Origin of the sequence: Methanobrevibacter sp., from assembly GCF_045646045.1 — an archaeon.
In the GTDB taxonomy this organism is placed as follows: domain Archaea; phylum Methanobacteriota; class Methanobacteria; order Methanobacteriales; family Methanobacteriaceae; genus Methanocatella.
Genome location: NZ_JAZRJY010000091.1, coordinates 1 through 16,819 on the forward strand (window position 1 = coordinate 1; position 16,819 = coordinate 16,819).

The window sequence follows — 16,819 nt, forward strand, 5'->3', positions numbered from 1 at the left end:
AAAAATAAGAAAAAATCAAGCAAAAAAATTGAAAGTTTATAATTGAACTTTATTTAAAATTAATGTAAAAAATTAGTAAAAAATTGAACTGTTATTAATAACTAATAATTTCCGCCAACACTCTGATGGTTTTTTCATCAAAAATTTTAAGACTTAGAATTAATAATGTAATTGTAGTTATATTTATTATATATTAAAAATAAAACTTAATTTATTATAGGTAATTTTAAAAGTAAGATGTGATATTAATGGGAAAATTTCTTAGAATTTTACTAGTAATTGTATTATTTATAATATTTTTTGAAGTAGGATTATTTAGTTCATATACAATTGTCACAGCTGAAGTTCCGGATGTTAAGGGGTTAATTGATATGCAGGTTGGCCAAATTACCGGATTTTTTAGTCCACAAAAGGTTAATGATGTGTTAGTTAAAGATCCAACACCGGTAAATTTCACTAACCATAAGGATGTAGCGAATAAGATGCAGCAGCTGTCGAATGTTGACGGCGTTAACGTTGATTCAATGAATGCATCAACCTATGAAGATACCAGTAAAGGTGAATTTAACATTACTATTGAAGCTTTAGGTTATGCTGCACCAAATTCAACTTCAGGACAAATTGTTATTAGTCAAAATCCTTCATATAAAGTAATAGTTACATCTGTTGCTTCATATAAGAATGGGGAACTGATAGTCGACACCAATCAAATGAAAGTAAATTCTGTATTAAAATTATTTTAGGTAAATCATGATTAATGTTATAGGAATTGGTCAAAATAGAGAAAATATGACATTAGGCGCCTTAAAGGCTATTGAAGAGTCTGATGTTATTATTGGTTATAAAAAATATATTGATCAAATTGAAGACCTTATCGAAGGAAAGGAAATTTTAAAGAAGGGAATGGGCGATGAAATAGCCAGGGCTGATGTTGCTATCCAAAAAAGTAAGGAAGGCCAGGTTGTTTCATTAATCAGTTCTGGAGATCCGGGTGTATTTGGAATGGCAAATGTATTATATCAGATACTTTCCAAATATGATGATGTTGATGTAAAAGTCTATCCCGGTGTTTCAGCTCTTAATTATACTTCATCAAAATTGGGAGCTCCTTTAAATGATTTTGCAGCTATTAGTTTAAGCAATATTCTAACTCCATTATCTGAAATAGAAAAAAAGTTAAGGTATGCTCTTGAAGCTAATTTAATCGTGGCTATTTATAACCCCATCAGTAAAACACGTAAAGAGCCATTTAGAAGATTTAAACAATGTGTTTTAGATATAAAAGGAGAAGATGCTTTAATTGGTATTGTAGATAGTACTTATGAACCTGCAAAAGAAACTATTGTTAAAGTTAAAGATTTATCAGAAGATATTGTTAACATGTCCTGTACATTAATTGTTGGAAATGATTTAACTTATATTCAAGATGATAAGTTAATAACCCCAAGAGGTTATGTAATAAGAACTCCAATTCATGAACTTTCTAGAAATCATTATGAAAAATTCTTAAATGGAGAAATTGGCCATGGTCCTAACCGTGAATGCGAATATTATCCATGCCACTGGGATGGCCAGTATTGTGATTTCTGTTATTGTCCTTTTTACCCGTGCGGTGATTCATCAACTGGCGGAGAGTGGATAAAAGGCAAAAATGTTTGGAATTGTAAAGAGTGCAACTGGCCTCACCAAAAAGAAGCCGTTGAATGTTTAAGAGGACCTATAGAAGAAATTTTAGATGAAGTTGATGATTTAAAATCTAAGAAAAAAACTTTATTAAAACTAAGAAGGGCATGCTTATTAAAAAATAATCCAAGGGATTTGTAAGAGGGATAAAATGTCGATTAAAAATCTTTTAATTGAAATGAAAAATATGTCGGAGCTAATGGTTGATTTAGCTTATTCAGCTGTTTTATTTAATAGTGTTGATGCGGCTGAAGAAGTATTGGCATTGGAAAATACTGTTAATGCAATGAATTATGAAATTAAAAAAGAATCATTAGTTGCAGCAAGAACATATGAAGATGCTGAAAAATTAACTGCATTACTTGAAATTGCTGAAGCTGCTGAAAGTATGGCTAATGCAGCAAAAGATTTAGCTGATTTAGTAATTAAAGGTATTAAACCACACCCTGTATTTAAAATGGTAATGGAAGAATCTGATAAGATGATTGCTAGAATTGGTGTGGTGGATGAATCTGATTTAACTAATAAAACTTTAGGAGAATTATTATTAGTTAATCGTACAGGAATGAGAGTTATAGCTATTAGAAGAGGAGAATCATGGATTTATGGTCCTGATAAAAATACTATGATTCTTGCAAATGATATTTTACTTTTAAAAGGAACAGATGAAGGTGCAGAACTTTTAAGAAAATTGGCATCAGCATCATGTTCATTAGAAGATATTCAAGAAGAATTAGATGACGAAGATTAAATTTAAGAGTGATATTATGATTGTGGGTAGTGATATGCATGAAAACCAAGAAGAAGATTCGCACTTCACTATCTTCATTTCAGGACTTCTTTTCAGAACATAAGTCTGTACTAAAAGAAAGTTTTATAGCTCTTTTAATTTGTGCATTAGGAGATTTATTTGCCGGAATTATCTTGGGAAACATGACCTTTTTCTTAGAAACATTTCCGGGATTACTTGTTATTATCCCTGGTGCAATTGGTATGAGGGGAAATATCTTTGGAACTTTTGCTTCAAGACTATCGACCAATTTACATATTGGTATATTATCTCCTGAATTTAAGTTTTCAGAAGATTTAAATAATAATATTATTTCATCTTTTGTTTTAACATTAGTATTATCTTTATTTTTAGCTATTATAGCTAAATTATTCTGTATTTTATTACATTATGAATCAATGTCCTTAATTGATTTTATATTTGTTAGTGTAATTGCAGGAATAATTTCTAATTTGATAATGCTTCCAATTACTATGCTGGTGTCATTTAAGAGTTTTAGTCATGGCTGGGATCCGGACAATATTACAACACCAATTATTGCTGCTTTAGGCGATTTACTCACATTGCCGGCTATCATTGTTTCAGTAATATTTTTATCATTTTTAAATACTGATGCATTTATTAAAAATATCTGTTTTGTAGTTATAATTGTTTTAGTTATCATAGCATTTATTTACGCAATTAAAAAATCTGATGAGTCTAAAAAAATTATTTTCCAATCAATTCCGATTTTACTGCTTTGCTCCGCTTTGGGTGTTTCAGCCGGTATAATATTGAACAGTTCTGTCGAAACATTGCTTACTAATCCTACTTTGCTTACATTATTACCTTTATTCTCTGGTCTTTGTGGAAGCTTAATTAGTATTTTAAGTGCTAGATTATCATCTAGTCTTCACTACGGTTTAATTGAACCTTTAACAAGACCTCAGGGTGAAAGTATTCATAACTTTTTAATTTGTTATGTTTTAGCACTTTTGATGTTTCCTTTCATTGGATTTTTGGCAGAGGATTCGACCGAGATATTGGGTTTGGTCGGTGTAGGTTTTGTTAATATAATAGCTATTTCATTAATTTCAGGCATTATTCTTTTGACAATAATGATTTTTGTAGTTTATTTCATTTCAATAAATTCATATAATCATGATTTAGACCCGGACAATATTGTTATTCCTATTTCAACAAGTTTAACAGATGCCATTTCCAGTTTAATACTTGTTTCAGTATCACTTTTATTGCTTGGAATAATTTAACTCCAAGCTCTTATGGTGAAATCACATGTTTGTGTTGTAAAATACTTATAATTTAATTTATTTTTATCAAATTCCTTTGGAACAGCGACCAATACAGCTTTTGCATCCTTCTTATTGAAGTGAATAAAAACGATAGAACTTGTATCATTTCCTTCAAACAAATTTTTTAAATCGTTGTTTAAATAAATTTCTGTATTTGTTACTTTTTTTCCATTATAACTTTTAAAGTGTGTTGTATCAATTGAATATTCGCATTGTAAGTTCTCGCTGTCATCTATCAGTAAATAATAGTCCATTTTTTTTAAATTTTTTGGAAATATTTTAAAGTAGTTACAGCTGTGGTCTTTTTGATTATGGTTATGATTACATTTTCCATCGTTTAAAAAATCACAGATTACATATTTTTTAAAAAAATCACATTTTACAACTCTTGTAACACTAAAAACATTGTTATCTTCAGTTTCAGTAGAACCTATTTTTACACTTGAAATAGATGTATCATATGCTTTCAGTTCCATATTTGAATGAAACTTATTATTGAATAGTTTTTTAGTAACCAGGTTATCGTAATCTCTTCCGAGTTCTAGGAATTTAAAGTATGAAACGCTGTTCATGACTATATTTTCCTCTTCATTGATGATTGCAAGGCCTACTCTTTTAGGTTTATAGTCTTCCCATACTATTGGAGTTCCAGGATCATTTATTAATGTATCAGCTATTTCTGAAATTGTTTTTTCAATGTCATTGTCTTCTACATTTTTTGAAATCTTTTCATGAGAGACTTCAGATGCAAGTGCAGTAATACCTAAAATCAGTAAAATGATTATTCCGACCACCACTATTTCAAGTGTAAAATTTCCTCGGTTATCCATTGCGAATCAACCCGTATTTTTTGGCATGAGAATCATCTAAAATTAAACTGTTAATGTCTAATTTGTTTAATTTTTCTCCAGTATATCTGTCATGGAAAACTACATGATCAGAACATGATACACTTTCATTTGACATAGTGTGGGTTTGAATAAAGACTTCCATTCCATAATGCGGACAAGTACCTTTTCCATCCAATCTGCATAAATAACAACTACCGTCTGCACTTTCATGAAAATAACCTTGTTTTAAACATTCACTTAGTGTATTTCCATCTCCATGATGAGAATAAGGGTCATACGGGCATTTTTTAATTGTTAAAGGTGACGTGGCTAAAAGATATGCATTATATTCCTTTACATTATGCATCCGCAAATATTGAGCCAGAGATTGAAAATAGTAAATTCTGTCCCCATGATGGTTTATATTACTTTGAATTTTAGGTAATTTTGCATAAGGGAGGGGATCATTTAAACCTTCAATTGAAGAATTGCTTTCTAAAATACCATCAAACTGTTCAGTATCTTTATCCGCTTTTACACGAACTTTAAATAATACTTTCCATGGGCTATCCGTACTTTCTACAGATATGACTTCTGATCTAATGTCAATACCATATTTTTCTTTATATTCTTTGTTAACCTCTTTTAATTTATTATTTAAGATTTTTTTTATATCTCCTCTACTGTTATGAATTATATGTGCATGATATAATTTATCTGTCTCTTCAGCTATTGAATCTCTACCTAATTGTTCTAAATTTTTATTGTAGTCTTTAATAATGTATTTGAAATTATCACTAGATATTGAGTTGATATTTTCACTTTCCATATAATTTAAACTATTTACAACAAAAATTACAATCAAAATAATTGAAACAACTAAAATTAGCGTTGTTCCAGTAATTATATTTCCTTTGTTATCTATTTTTGAGTACATGAAATAAAATTAGAATAATATTTTTTAAATTAATTTTTGAAGTGCGATTGTGTGATTTTTTTAATCCTTTATATGGTGTTTTTAATTTTTCTTATTTTTTTCAAATATTGTTTAATTCATATCCTCAAACTTTTTAAGTTAATTTTTTATATTATCACTATTAATAATTATTAATAATCAATAATTTTTTTGGAGGATACACATGTCAGATACTGTTAGAATGTGGCGTCATATACAACAGAGATATAATCTTGTTGGTTCAAAATGTAATACCTGCGGAGATGTATTTTTCCCTGCCCGTGTTGTTTGCCCAAATTGTAGAAGAAAAGGAAAATTAGAGCCATTCCAATTTTCCGGCAAAGGTAAAATTTATACTTATTCAGTTATTAGATCACCTCCAGATGATTTCAAAAAGATGGCACCATATGCTGTTGCAATCATTGAATTAGACGAAGGTGCTAAATTAACTTCACAACTTGTTGATTGTGACGTTGATAATATTGAAATTGGTGATCCTGTAGAAATGGTCTTTAGAAGAATTTCTGAAGATGGACCTGATGGTGTTATTTCTTACGGATTTAAATTTAAACCGATAAACTAATTTTGGAAATTAATACTTTCCTTAATTTTTTTCTACTTTTTTTAATAACTACTTTTATATAATATATTTAATTAATATTTATATCATGATTAGTAATAACGGAATTATACTCATTAGTCATGGTAGTAGCTTGCCTTATGGTGAGGTTACTTTTACAGAAATAAAAGATAAATTTATTGATAAAACAGGATTTGCAACAGAAGTCGGTTATATGAAAGTTTCAGAACCAAGTATTGCAGGCGCTGTTGATATTTTAAAAGATGAAATCGATGGATTAGATAAAATTATTGCACTTCCTGTTTTTTTAGCTCCGGGGATTCATACCAATATTGATATTCCTATTCTTTTAGGTTTAGACCCATTGGAAGAAGACCCAAGATGTCCTGATGGAAATTATCCGGAAAATCATTATTTATCCATTGCAGATGATGTTGATTTTGATGGTGAAATTGAATTATTGCCTCCTATTGGCCCTGATGATGATTTACTTAAATTTATTGATAAAAGAATTGAAGAGGTATTGTCCGAATCTGAATTGGATGAAGATGTTAAAACAGGAGTTTTACTCGTTTCACATGGAAGCAGATTAAAATACAATAAGGAATTTACATCAGCATTATTTGCTAAATTTGAAAAAACTACTGATTATCCATGTAATTTTGGATTTATGGAATTGGAAGAACCTAATATTCCTACCGCTATTGATACTTTACTTAGTGAAAATGAAATTGATAGATTAATTGTTATTCCGGTATTTATTGCTCCGGGAGTTCACACAACTAATGATATTCCTACAATTTTAGGCTTAAAAGAAGGTCATTCTCACGAACATCATCACCACCATGGCCACGACCACGAACATGGCCATGACCACCATCATGATTTAACAACAATTGATTTTGATGGTGAGATATTATATCCTGAGCCAATTAAGGCTGATGATATATTAATTGATATTTTAGTAAAAAAAGTTAATAATGCCTTATAATTATTAACTTATTATTTTTTTGTTAATTGAGGAAGGTATGCAAAATTTTTAATTAATTTCTATTTTTAGAAAAATTTTCTTTATTTCTTATTTATATTGATATTTTGTATTTTTTTATCTAAATAATACTAATTTAATATTTTTTGGTTAAAATATGATGTAAGCAACCACTTCCATTCGAAAATCTTTATATGTGGTCGAATTCAAATTAATAATTAGAAAACATGCATTAATATAAAAAATTATTGTATTGTTTATTTTAAATTTGTAGGACGATAAATCATGAAAAAAATAATTTTTGCATTACTTGTTTTGTCAGTTGCTTTAATTGGTATGAGTTTTGTTTCAGCATCCTCTGATGTTGATGATGTGAATGTTGATTCTGATTATGAAAACTTGGGTGATTCAGCTTCAAATAATATAAATAAACATTGGGATTTTCCGGATCCATATGATCCAGCTAATTTTCATAGAATACTTCCGAATGTTATATGGGGTCCTCACGGACCAATTGATATATGTCCACCTTCAGGTACAAATCCAGGTCCGGTAGCTTAAAATCCAAAACAATATTTAATTATTTGATGAAGTATTTTAATACTTTAAAACTTTTTTTTTTAAAAATTGAGGAATTGTCGCAAAATTTTTAATTAATTTCTATTTTTAGAAAAATTTTGTTCAATCAAATCTAGAATAATCACGCTTAAATCTCAAAATTGTAAGATAATTAGGATGTTGCATACTTGTTAAGTACATATAACCAACATCTGTTTGTGTTCTTCGCTTAATTTCAAGTGAGGATAAAAACACTCGTTAAAACTAACCTAAACAATAATATGAGGATAAGTAAATTAGTCAGGCATATCACCAAACTTACGGTTCGCTTCAGAACAGTCAATATAATCGGCTATATTTTTAATAAAATAACGCGGATGGTCTTTTGGAATCAATTTTCTCAAGTTCATGAGGTATAATCTCTTAAAACTATAAATAAAACAATTATAAAGATTTACATGGGAATAATAGATTATACTTCATATTATATAAAGTTAAAGGAAAAAATAAATAAAAAAATTTAAAAATTAATGAGTTCGTGTCCAATCCTCTAATTAATTAAACTTTAAATATTTTTAATTATAAAGTAGTAATAATAAAAAATGAGTTGTTATTATGATTGACGAAAAAACTGGAATTTTACTTTTAAGCCATGGTAGTAGATTAGAAGATGGTAAAAAAGTAATTGAAGCTTATACTAATATGTTTAAAGATGAATTTCCTAATACTGCTGTAGAATATGGATTTATGGAAATTAAAAAACCAGGAATTCCTGAATCTATTAATAAATTAACTGAAAATAATGATTTGGAAAGAATTATTGTTGTTCCTGTTTTTGTTGCCCATGGACTTCACACAAAAAGGGATATTCCCGAATTACTTAAAATTGAAAGTGATTTTAAAGAAGAAGATGCACACGGACATCATCATCACCATCACGGGCATGACCATGGTCATGGACATCATCATCACCATCATGATGAAGATGAGGAAGACTTTGAATTTGATGGTGAAATAATTTTAACTGATCCTTTAGGTATTGATACAAGATTATATGATATTATTAAGGATAGAATTTCAGAACATTTATAGATGTTCTGATAACTTTTTTTTAGAAAATTTATATATATTAGATTAGTTATAATTATATTACATTAATAAAATTTATTATGTGATATGATGAACTTTAAAAATATATTTTTTATAACAATTATTTTATTAGCTATTTTTTCAATTTCTGCTATTAGTGCAGAAGAAATAGCTGATGATAATGGTGTAGATATTATTAGTAGTGATTTAGACTCTACTGATATTGTTTCTACCGATGTTAGTAGTGATATAAGTCTAATTCAGGAAAATGGTACTGATACAGATGATGATGGAAATACTACCCAATCTTCAATTGTATCAAGTGATTTAGTAAAATATTGTAAGAACGATACACAATATGAAGCGACTTTTTTTGATGCTAGTGGAAATCCGTTAGCAAATAAAATTATTCCTATTGAGATTAATGGTGTTGAATATAATAGAACTACCGATGCAAATGGTTTAATGAGGATGTCAATCAATTTAAACCCAGGTGATTATGTTATTAAAGTTACCAATCCTGCAACCAATGAATTTGCTTTAAATAATATCACTGTTTTACCTACTTTAATTGGTAATGATGTTCGCAAATCCTTTAAAAACGCAACTCAATATTATTTATTGGTTTTAGATGGCCAAGGTAAAGCTTTACCTAATGCTGACATAACTTTCAACATCAATGGGGTAATGTATGAGCGTAAATCTAATGAATATGGTATTGCTAGACTAAATATTAATTTAAATCCGGGCAATTATGTCATATCTGCTTATAAAGAAAATGGAGAAGCAACTTCAAATAATATTACAGTTTTACCAACAATCACTGCAAATGATGTTAAAAAATATTACAGAAATGGAACTCAATATTATGCTAATTTCACAGACAGTCAAGGTAATCCTTTAGCTAATGCAACTGTATCTTTTAACATTAATGGAGTATTTTATAATAGAACAACCAATGAAAATGGTACTGCAAAATTGAATATTAATTTAAATCCAGGTAAATATATTATAACAGCAACAAATCCTGTTACAACTGAGCAAAAAGGTAATACTGTTGAGGTTTTAAGTAAAATTGTAGTTAAGAATTCTCAAACTGGTGGAAATATATCAATAGAATATAATACCAAGGCTAAATACACTGTAGTTCTTTATAATGATAATGGTACTCTAGCTAAAAATAAAAATGTATCATTTAATATTAATGGTGTATTTTATAATAGAACAAGTGATGAAAATGGAACTGCTTCTTTAACCATTAATTTAGTACCTGGAAATTATGTTATCACTTCTAATTTTGAGGGATGTCTTGTAAGTAACCTCATTAAAGTAAGAATAACTCCTGCTATTAGTGTAGTAAGTACTAAAGTTAAATATAATCAACCTATCCAATTTTATATAAAAGAGAAGAATACAGGCAATCCAATCACTGGTGACCACTATGGTGTTGTTATATTTAATGATACCTATTATGGAGCTTTACCTGATGCAAACGGTCTTGTAAGTATTGGTCAAAACCTTCCTGTAGGATTTAGAGATTTATTCTATTTCGCTGTGATGGATGACGATTATTATTCTTCAATAATGGTAGGTAATACTATAGAAATTGTTGAATAGATTTAGTTAATGTGATTTTTTCACATTAATTTTTTTTACTTTTTTTCTTAAAACTTATTTATTTTAAAATTAATACTAATATACATGGCTTTAAATGTCTCAGATATTGGTGAAAAAGAATTAATTAACTATATTTTATCTAAATCTAAGGATATTATACCAGATGACACAGCTATTACTAAATTTAGAGATACTAATCTTATTTCTACTTGTGACATGCTTATAGAATCAAAGCATTTTCCTAGGACAATGTCTTATTTTCAAATGGGTTTTAAAGCAGTCACTGTTAATGTCAGTGATCTTGCAGCAATGGGGGCCGGTCCCATTGGTTTTTTACTTTCAATAGCTTTACCTAAGGATTTGGAGGTTAATAACTTTAAAGAAATTATCGACGGAGTCATTGATGCCTGCGATTATTATAAAATACCTTTAATTGGTGGAGATACAAATGAAGCATCTGAAATTATTATTTCGGGTACTGCTTTAGGCTTGTGTGATAAGCCATTAATGAAAAATACTTCAAATGCAGGTGATTTGATTTGTCTTACAGGCGATATTGGTCTTGCCGCTTTGGGTTTTAACCTGAAAGAAGATAATATTTATACAAAAAAAGCTTTAAAACCAATAGCCAGATTATCTGAGGGAAAGGTTATTAAAGATTCTGGGGCAACATCAGCAACTGATGTTACAGATGGTTTAGCATCTGAACTGTATGAAATGAAGCCGGATTCTTTAGGATTTATGATTTATGAAGATAAACTCAATATATCACAGGAATATAAGGATATTTCATCTGAATTGGGGTTGAATTATTTGGATTTGCTTTTGCATGTCGGTGAGGATTTTGAATTAATTTTCACTATTGGTAAAGATAATGACTTGAATATTGACTTTACAATAATTGGTGAAGTGAATAATTCCAATAAAATCCAAATTACTTTAAGTAATGGTGAAGTAAGAGAAATTGAAAACAGGGGTTATAATCATTATGTTAGTTAGTCAGGATTTATATAAAAAAAGCTCTAAAACACAAAAAATTAGATGTGAGATTTGTGCTAATTACTGTAAAATTGCGGAAGGCAATGTTGGAGTTTGTAGACAGCATAAAAATATAAATGGAGAACTTTTTGATTTGAGTTATGGTATTGTATCTTCTTTAAGCCCGGATCCTGTTGAAAAAAAGCCTTTAAATAAGTTTATGCCAGGTACTTTCACCTATTCAATCGGCGGTTTTGGGTGTAATATGACTTGTTTGCACTGCCAGAACTATACGATTTCACATGAATATGAAAAGTTTGGCAATGGCATTAAAATACAACCAGAAACGATTGTCGAAAATGCACTTAAATATAATTGTAAGTCAATTGCTTGGACCTATAATGAACCTACTATACACTTACCTTTCAACAAAAAAACTTCTCTGCTTGCAAAGTCAAAAAACCTGAAAGTAATTTATGTAAGTAACGGTTATATGTCAAGCCAGTCTCTTGGTGAAATTTTAACTTTTGTTGATGCATTCAATATAGACTTGAAATCCATGTCTGAAAAATTCTATAAAAAAGTATGTGGTGCAGACCTTGACATAGTTTTGGATAATTTAAGAAGTATTTATTTGGCGGGTAAGCATTTGGAAGTTACAAATTTAATAATTAATGATTACAATGATTCAATTGAAGAGATAGAACAATTATGTGATTTTGTAGTTGATGAATTGTCTGTTGATGTTCCGCTCCACTTTTCAAGAGCATTTCCATACTATAAAATGAGAGATATTGAGCCAACAAACAGGGAAATATTATACGAAGCCCGTGAAATTGCTATAAAAAAAGGAATAAAAAATGTTTATTTGGGAAATATTTAAGTTCATTCCCCAAAACTAACTCTTTCGAATTTTTCTAATGTTTTTAATGATTTTGTTGCATCAACACCAATTTTGGTTGTAGTACCATCACTTTCAGCAACTGGATCAAGAGATGAACCACGTACGTTAGGAACAATCATAATATCTCTGTCACCTTTTACACGGGTAGCTATTGCATACTCAACATCTTCAGCATCAAATACGTTGACATCAGTGTCTACAACAACACAATGTTTAAGTGATGGGTGAGCAGATAATGCGGCCATAATAGCGTTTTTACCGTCTCCTTCAGTTTGTTTATTAATGGAAACAGCCGCATGTAACCAGCAGCATCCTCCTTCAGTTAAAACAACATTTTCAACTGTAGGAACTGCATTTTTAACGGATTTAAATATTCTAGGTTCCTGAGGAAGACCTTGTAATAACTTATGTTCAAATCCTGCAGGAATAATTGCATGATAACATGGATTATCCTTTTTAATATGCATTTTTTCCAGGTTAATTACTGGTTGGTCACGAATAATATCATAAGTGTCAGTTAAATCTACAAATGGACCTTCCCTAACAGTTTCCGTTACAGAAATCTTACCTTCTAAAATAATATCTGCTTCGGGAACTTCTAAATCACCGCATTTAATCAATGTTAACTGGCCATCTTTAAATGCATTGGCAACATCCATTTCATTATAATCAATAGGGATTGAAGTTGTACTTGCAAGCAAAATTGCAGGATCAATTCCAATAGCTATTGCTATATCCAAGTCTTTTCCTTCTTTTTGAGCATTTTGGAAGTAAGTGTAAAGATTCCTTGGAACAATCCTGATAACAAGTCTTTTATTATCTAATACCATCATTCTGTGGATTGATGCATTTTGAATACCGCTTACAGGGTCACGTGCAAAAACAACACCTGCTGTGATGTATTTACCACCATCTCTTTTATAATGAGTTAATATTGGTATTTTATCTAAATCGATTTCTAAATTATCATATTCACTAAAATCACTGAATTTGTCAACTTTAATAGGATTGTCGCTAGCTTCAATAATTTTTTCAGTAATTTCAGACACTTCACAGTTAATTGATTTAGCTATTTTTTCACGTGTATTACAAATACCGGAAATAATAGGTATATCATATCCTTTAACGTTTTTAATAATAACTGTATCTTTAGGATAATCCCTTAAAACGCGAGCTACTTCAAATTCAGAAGATAATTCTTCCGTAATTTCAATAATGTTTTCATCTTTAATATTCATTTTAATCCCTACAAATTAATCTTTTTATCTTTTAATTTAGTTAAAATTTCAATAGTGTTAGTATTTTTAATTGAAAGTATTTCACCAGCCAAAACTCCTGCATTTCTTCCATTGTTAATACCTACTGTAGCAACAGGAACTCCCGGCGGCATATTTACTGTTGTGAGTATGTGTTCTCTTCCAAGTTCATTTTCACATGGAACACCAATGACAGGTCTGTCAGTAAGGCCAACCAAAGCGCCAGTAACTTGTGATGAATTTGAGCTGATTCCAATAAATACTTTGGAGTTTTTGACAGAAACAACATAACTTTTGAATTTTCTATTTGATCTGATTGGACATATTACTTTCATATTATAACTTATTTTAAGTCTATCTAGTGTAGCACTTACTTTTTTAGCAACTACCAAATCAGATTGCCTACCAACTAAAATTGCAACATCTGCATCTGGATTAATTGAATCTTCAATATCAAGTTCCTCTTTTTCAATTTTTAAATTTTCAACATCCAGATAATCTTTAACAAGGTATTTTTTATCTTCAAGAGTAGCAACGATTTTATTGCTGTCGAAAACTTTCTTTTCATATTCTTTTCTTAACTTAATAACTTTTTCACGAATTTCTTCATCATGTAAAGCCATAAATTGAGCAGCTAGAATTGCACCATTGTCCCCTCTGTCAATACCGACAGTTGCAATAGGTGAGGGATATGGCATTTGAACACATGAATCAAGAGCATCAACACCTCCTGTTTTAACATCAACAGGAACTCCAATTACTGGTCTTGGAGTATAAGCAGCTATTGCTCCAGGTAAATGTGCTGCAAGACCTGCAATACCTATGAAAACTTCAATTCCAGCATCAGTTCCCTGTTTTACAATTTCACGAACTAAATCCGGTGTTCTATGTGCTGATGCAATTTTTAAACTATAGGGAATTTCTAATTTTTCAAAAATATCCATACTTTTTTCAGCAATAGCAATATCAGAACTACTGCCTAAAATAATCATCACTTTTGGAACCATTTAAATACCTTCATCATAAATTAATATTACTTAATAATATGATTTTTTATATATTAATAGTTTAATAAAAACCAATAAATGTTAATATTAATGTTGCGGATAAAACTAATGTAATACAAGTTAATAAAATATGATTATAGTCTTTAATTTTTTTACAGTACCCTTTACCTATAATTAATGGAATTAACGGCAAAATTGGAATAAAATATCTTGCTTGAATACCTAAAATTACATTACTACCAACAGGTGACCAACTCAAAAATTGTATGAGGAAAATACTGACGTATATTACCATGAAAACAAAAAACATATATAATCTTTCTTTTTTCTCAAATTTAGCTGGTGAAAGTAAAGATACAATAAAGAATATAATTAATATTAATAAATTAAATAAAATGTAACCATTTACGTATTTTATATTATAAAGATTTAATTCATAGATGAATATTGTGTAAATAGAACTTCCAACACTTTTAATAAGTGTTAAAATCGCATTTAATGGATTATTTAACATGTAATTTATTTGGCCTGATACAGATACATTATTTTGAGCCATTATTAAAGCTCTTCCACTATTTAATAGTTCATGTGAAGCATATTTGTATGAATAAATCATTGCAATACCAATCAAAAGTAATGAAATTAAATTCAACGTTAAGCAATAATTTTTTGATTTAAACTTGTTTTTCGGTAATATGAAGATTAATAGCAATATAAAAATATAAGGCATCTTTAAAAGACCCATCAATAAACCGCTGATAAAAAAGATTAGCAAATCTTTCGAATCGAACTCTTTTTCACTATTATATAAACGAATAAAATAAGAAAAGTTTAAAATAGCCATTGCAAAAATAAACCCGTCAACACTCATTGATGCAGCTTGAAAAATAGCTAAAGGCAAGCATGCTATAAATAATAATTCATATTTAAATTTTGGAATATTTCTTATAGAAACATAAACAATTAATGAATAAAAAATTAAATTAAAAAACCTGCCCAACCATAAAGTCCATATTACAGATAAATCTAAAATTTTAGCTAGAAATATTCCAATTGCCTGAGCAATATATCCATAAAAAAGATTTTGCGAAAATACTGATTCAAAAAAGGCCTGTGTATCCCATATATCCCAATGTGTTAAATTAGCATTGAAAATTGTTGATCCGGTATTATAGAGCATATCCCAAAAGTAATTATTCATATAATATCCTTGATTGGGGCTATATTGGGGAAACAGTACCCCCTCTGATGTTAAATCACTTCTTGCAAAGTGTTCAACTTCATCAGGAGCTACGAAAATAGGTGAAGTAAATGCTATTATCAAACCAAAAATCAGCAAATACAATAACGCAATCTGATGGATATTTTTTCCTGATTTTAAAGAGAATTTTAATAGAATAAATCCGACAATAAAAGTTATTGTAATTAATATTAAATTAATTTTTGAGTAGTTAAATCCATTACAATAAAAAATAATTAGAGTATATAAAATTAAACTAATCAAATAGATTAATGTCAATTTATTTTTAAAAAAATAATTTTTAATTTTTTTATTGTCTATCATTATTTATAATTTACTTTTTTTAAATATAAATAATTGATTAATATTTTAAATCAATTATTAAAGCTTTTAATTTAATTTTTTACCATAAAACATTAGGCGACGTGCTCCAAAGTTCCAGAATAGAACTAAAAAGGATGCAATAATTTTTGATAGAATAAGGCCTAGGCTAAGAATATCTACGAATAAGTAAAGAAGTATCTCTGTAAATATCCAACCCACAATACTTATTGCTAAAAATATATTAAATTCAACAGCCCTATTCTCAATTTGACTTTGATTAAATACCCAGGATGTTGATAAAATGTAATTTGCAATAACAGATATGAAAAATGCTACTGCAGCGGCAATTAAATAATTTATGCCAAGATAGCATAATAGAATGTAAATGCAAAAATCAATAATAAATGCTGTTCCACCAACAAAAATGAATCTAAAAAATTGTAAGAAAATATTGTCAGTTTTGTCAACGAATAGTTTTCTGATTAAATCATTCATTAAATCACACACACCTAATATAAAGATTATAGAACTTGATGAAAATTTTGTAATTGTAGTTACAATAATTAATTTAATTTCTTCATTATTTATATTAGAATATTAATGCTAATAAAACTAATGTCGGTAAAGGTATTTTGTAACAACACAGGATTCTATAATATTAACCAATCCTATGGATTAATGTTAAATATTGATGGGTTTTTAAATAATTAAATGGTTTAGAAATCTTT

The 16,819-nt window shown here is 28.9% G+C and carries 17 protein-coding genes; 11 read left to right on the forward strand and 6 right to left on the reverse strand.

Going from position 1 to position 16,819, the window contains the following annotated elements:
* The first annotated feature begins 248 nt into the window (after positions 1–248).
* The 4 genes from ACKI5C_RS05960 to ACKI5C_RS05975 are packed head-to-tail and all read left to right on the forward strand — an operon-like array spanning position 249 to position 3,723.
* Positions 249–743 carry a hypothetical protein gene (locus ACKI5C_RS05960; RefSeq protein ID WP_407432262.1) on the forward strand — a complete coding sequence of 165 codons (495 nt, stop codon included), beginning with the start codon at positions 249–251 and terminating at the stop codon, positions 741–743.
* A 7-nt stretch (positions 744–750) separates the two neighbouring features.
* Positions 751–1,824 (forward strand): precorrin-3B C(17)-methyltransferase, encoded by a 1,074-nt coding sequence (gene cobJ, locus ACKI5C_RS05965; protein WP_407432263.1) that lies wholly within the window; start codon positions 751–753, stop codon positions 1,822–1,824.
* 10 nt (positions 1,825–1,834) lie between these two features.
* A complete protein-coding gene (locus ACKI5C_RS05970) occupies positions 1,835–2,434 on the forward strand; it encodes a potassium channel family protein (protein ID WP_407432264.1) in 600 nt (199 codons plus the stop codon).
* A 38-nt stretch (positions 2,435–2,472) separates the two neighbouring features.
* Positions 2,473–3,723, forward strand: coding sequence for a magnesium transporter (locus ACKI5C_RS05975; protein ID WP_407432265.1), 1,251 nt, complete (start codon positions 2,473–2,475; stop codon positions 3,721–3,723).
* Here the strand turns inward: ACKI5C_RS05975 and ACKI5C_RS05980 are convergent.
* Positions 3,720–4,595 (reverse strand): hypothetical protein, encoded by an 876-nt coding sequence (locus tag ACKI5C_RS05980; RefSeq protein WP_407432266.1) that lies wholly within the window; start codon positions 4,593–4,595, stop codon positions 3,720–3,722. The genes ACKI5C_RS05975 and ACKI5C_RS05980 overlap by 4 nt on opposite strands.
* Complete coding sequence (locus ACKI5C_RS05985; RefSeq protein ID WP_407432267.1) at positions 4,588–5,532, reverse strand: hypothetical protein; 945 nt, start codon at positions 5,530–5,532, stop codon at positions 4,588–4,590. Before ACKI5C_RS05985 ends, ACKI5C_RS05980 begins: the two co-directional genes overlap by 8 nt.
* 202 nt (positions 5,533–5,734) lie before the next feature.
* Here ACKI5C_RS05985 and ACKI5C_RS05990 point away from each other — a divergent pair, with 202 nt between their 5' ends.
* The 7 genes from ACKI5C_RS05990 to amrS all read left to right on the forward strand — a co-directional run bounded on the left by ACKI5C_RS05990 (position 5,735) and on the right by amrS (position 12,243).
* The gene (locus ACKI5C_RS05990; RefSeq protein ID WP_407432268.1) at positions 5,735–6,133 is read left to right on the forward strand and encodes a Zn-ribbon domain-containing OB-fold protein; all 399 of its coding nucleotides are present in this window, start codon (positions 5,735–5,737) and stop codon (positions 6,131–6,133) included.
* A gap of 85 nt (positions 6,134–6,218) precedes the next feature.
* Positions 6,219–7,121, forward strand: coding sequence for a sirohydrochlorin nickelochelatase (gene cfbA, locus ACKI5C_RS05995; RefSeq protein ID WP_407432269.1), 903 nt, complete (start codon positions 6,219–6,221; stop codon positions 7,119–7,121).
* Positions 7,122–7,403: 282 nt separating this feature from the next.
* Complete coding sequence (locus ACKI5C_RS06000; RefSeq protein WP_407432270.1) at positions 7,404–7,679, forward strand: hypothetical protein; 276 nt, start codon at positions 7,404–7,406, stop codon at positions 7,677–7,679.
* A 612-nt stretch (positions 7,680–8,291) separates the two neighbouring features.
* Positions 8,292–8,768: a sirohydrochlorin nickelochelatase gene (gene cfbA, locus ACKI5C_RS06005; protein ID WP_407432271.1), complete on the forward strand. Its 477-nt coding sequence runs from the start codon at positions 8,292–8,294 to the stop codon at positions 8,766–8,768.
* Positions 8,769–8,855: 87 nt separating this feature from the next.
* On the forward strand, positions 8,856–10,382 hold the full coding sequence (locus ACKI5C_RS06010) for an adhesin (RefSeq protein WP_407432272.1): 1,527 nt from the start codon (positions 8,856–8,858) through the stop codon (positions 10,380–10,382).
* Between the two features lie 84 nt (positions 10,383–10,466).
* Positions 10,467–11,381 (forward strand): thiamine-phosphate kinase, encoded by a 915-nt coding sequence (gene thiL / locus ACKI5C_RS06015; protein WP_407432273.1) that lies wholly within the window; start codon positions 10,467–10,469, stop codon positions 11,379–11,381.
* Positions 11,371–12,243, forward strand: a complete 873-nt coding sequence (gene amrS, locus ACKI5C_RS06020; protein ID WP_407432274.1) for an AmmeMemoRadiSam system radical SAM enzyme — start codon at positions 11,371–11,373, stop codon at positions 12,241–12,243. The genes thiL and amrS overlap by 11 nt, the downstream gene beginning before the upstream one ends.
* 2 nt (positions 12,244–12,245) lie before the next feature.
* Here the strand turns inward: amrS and ACKI5C_RS06025 are convergent, their stop codons facing one another.
* From ACKI5C_RS06025 to ACKI5C_RS06040, 4 genes are all read right to left on the reverse strand, one after another.
* Positions 12,246–13,502 carry a UbiD family decarboxylase gene (locus ACKI5C_RS06025; protein WP_407432275.1) on the reverse strand — a complete coding sequence of 419 codons (1,257 nt, stop codon included), beginning with the start codon at positions 13,500–13,502 and terminating at the stop codon, positions 12,246–12,248.
* Between the two features lie 8 nt (positions 13,503–13,510).
* Positions 13,511–14,527, reverse strand: coding sequence for a 5-(carboxyamino)imidazole ribonucleotide mutase (purE, locus tag ACKI5C_RS06030; RefSeq protein WP_407432276.1), 1,017 nt, complete (start codon positions 14,525–14,527; stop codon positions 13,511–13,513).
* A 61-nt stretch (positions 14,528–14,588) separates the two neighbouring features.
* Positions 14,589–15,851 carry a DUF2142 domain-containing protein gene (locus tag ACKI5C_RS06035; protein WP_407432277.1) on the reverse strand — a complete coding sequence of 421 codons (1,263 nt, stop codon included), beginning with the start codon at positions 15,849–15,851 and terminating at the stop codon, positions 14,589–14,591.
* 306 nt (positions 15,852–16,157) lie between these two features.
* Positions 16,158–16,586, reverse strand: a complete 429-nt coding sequence (locus ACKI5C_RS06040) for a GtrA family protein (protein WP_407432278.1) — start codon at positions 16,584–16,586, stop codon at positions 16,158–16,160.
* Between the last annotated feature and the right edge of the window lie 233 nt (positions 16,587–16,819).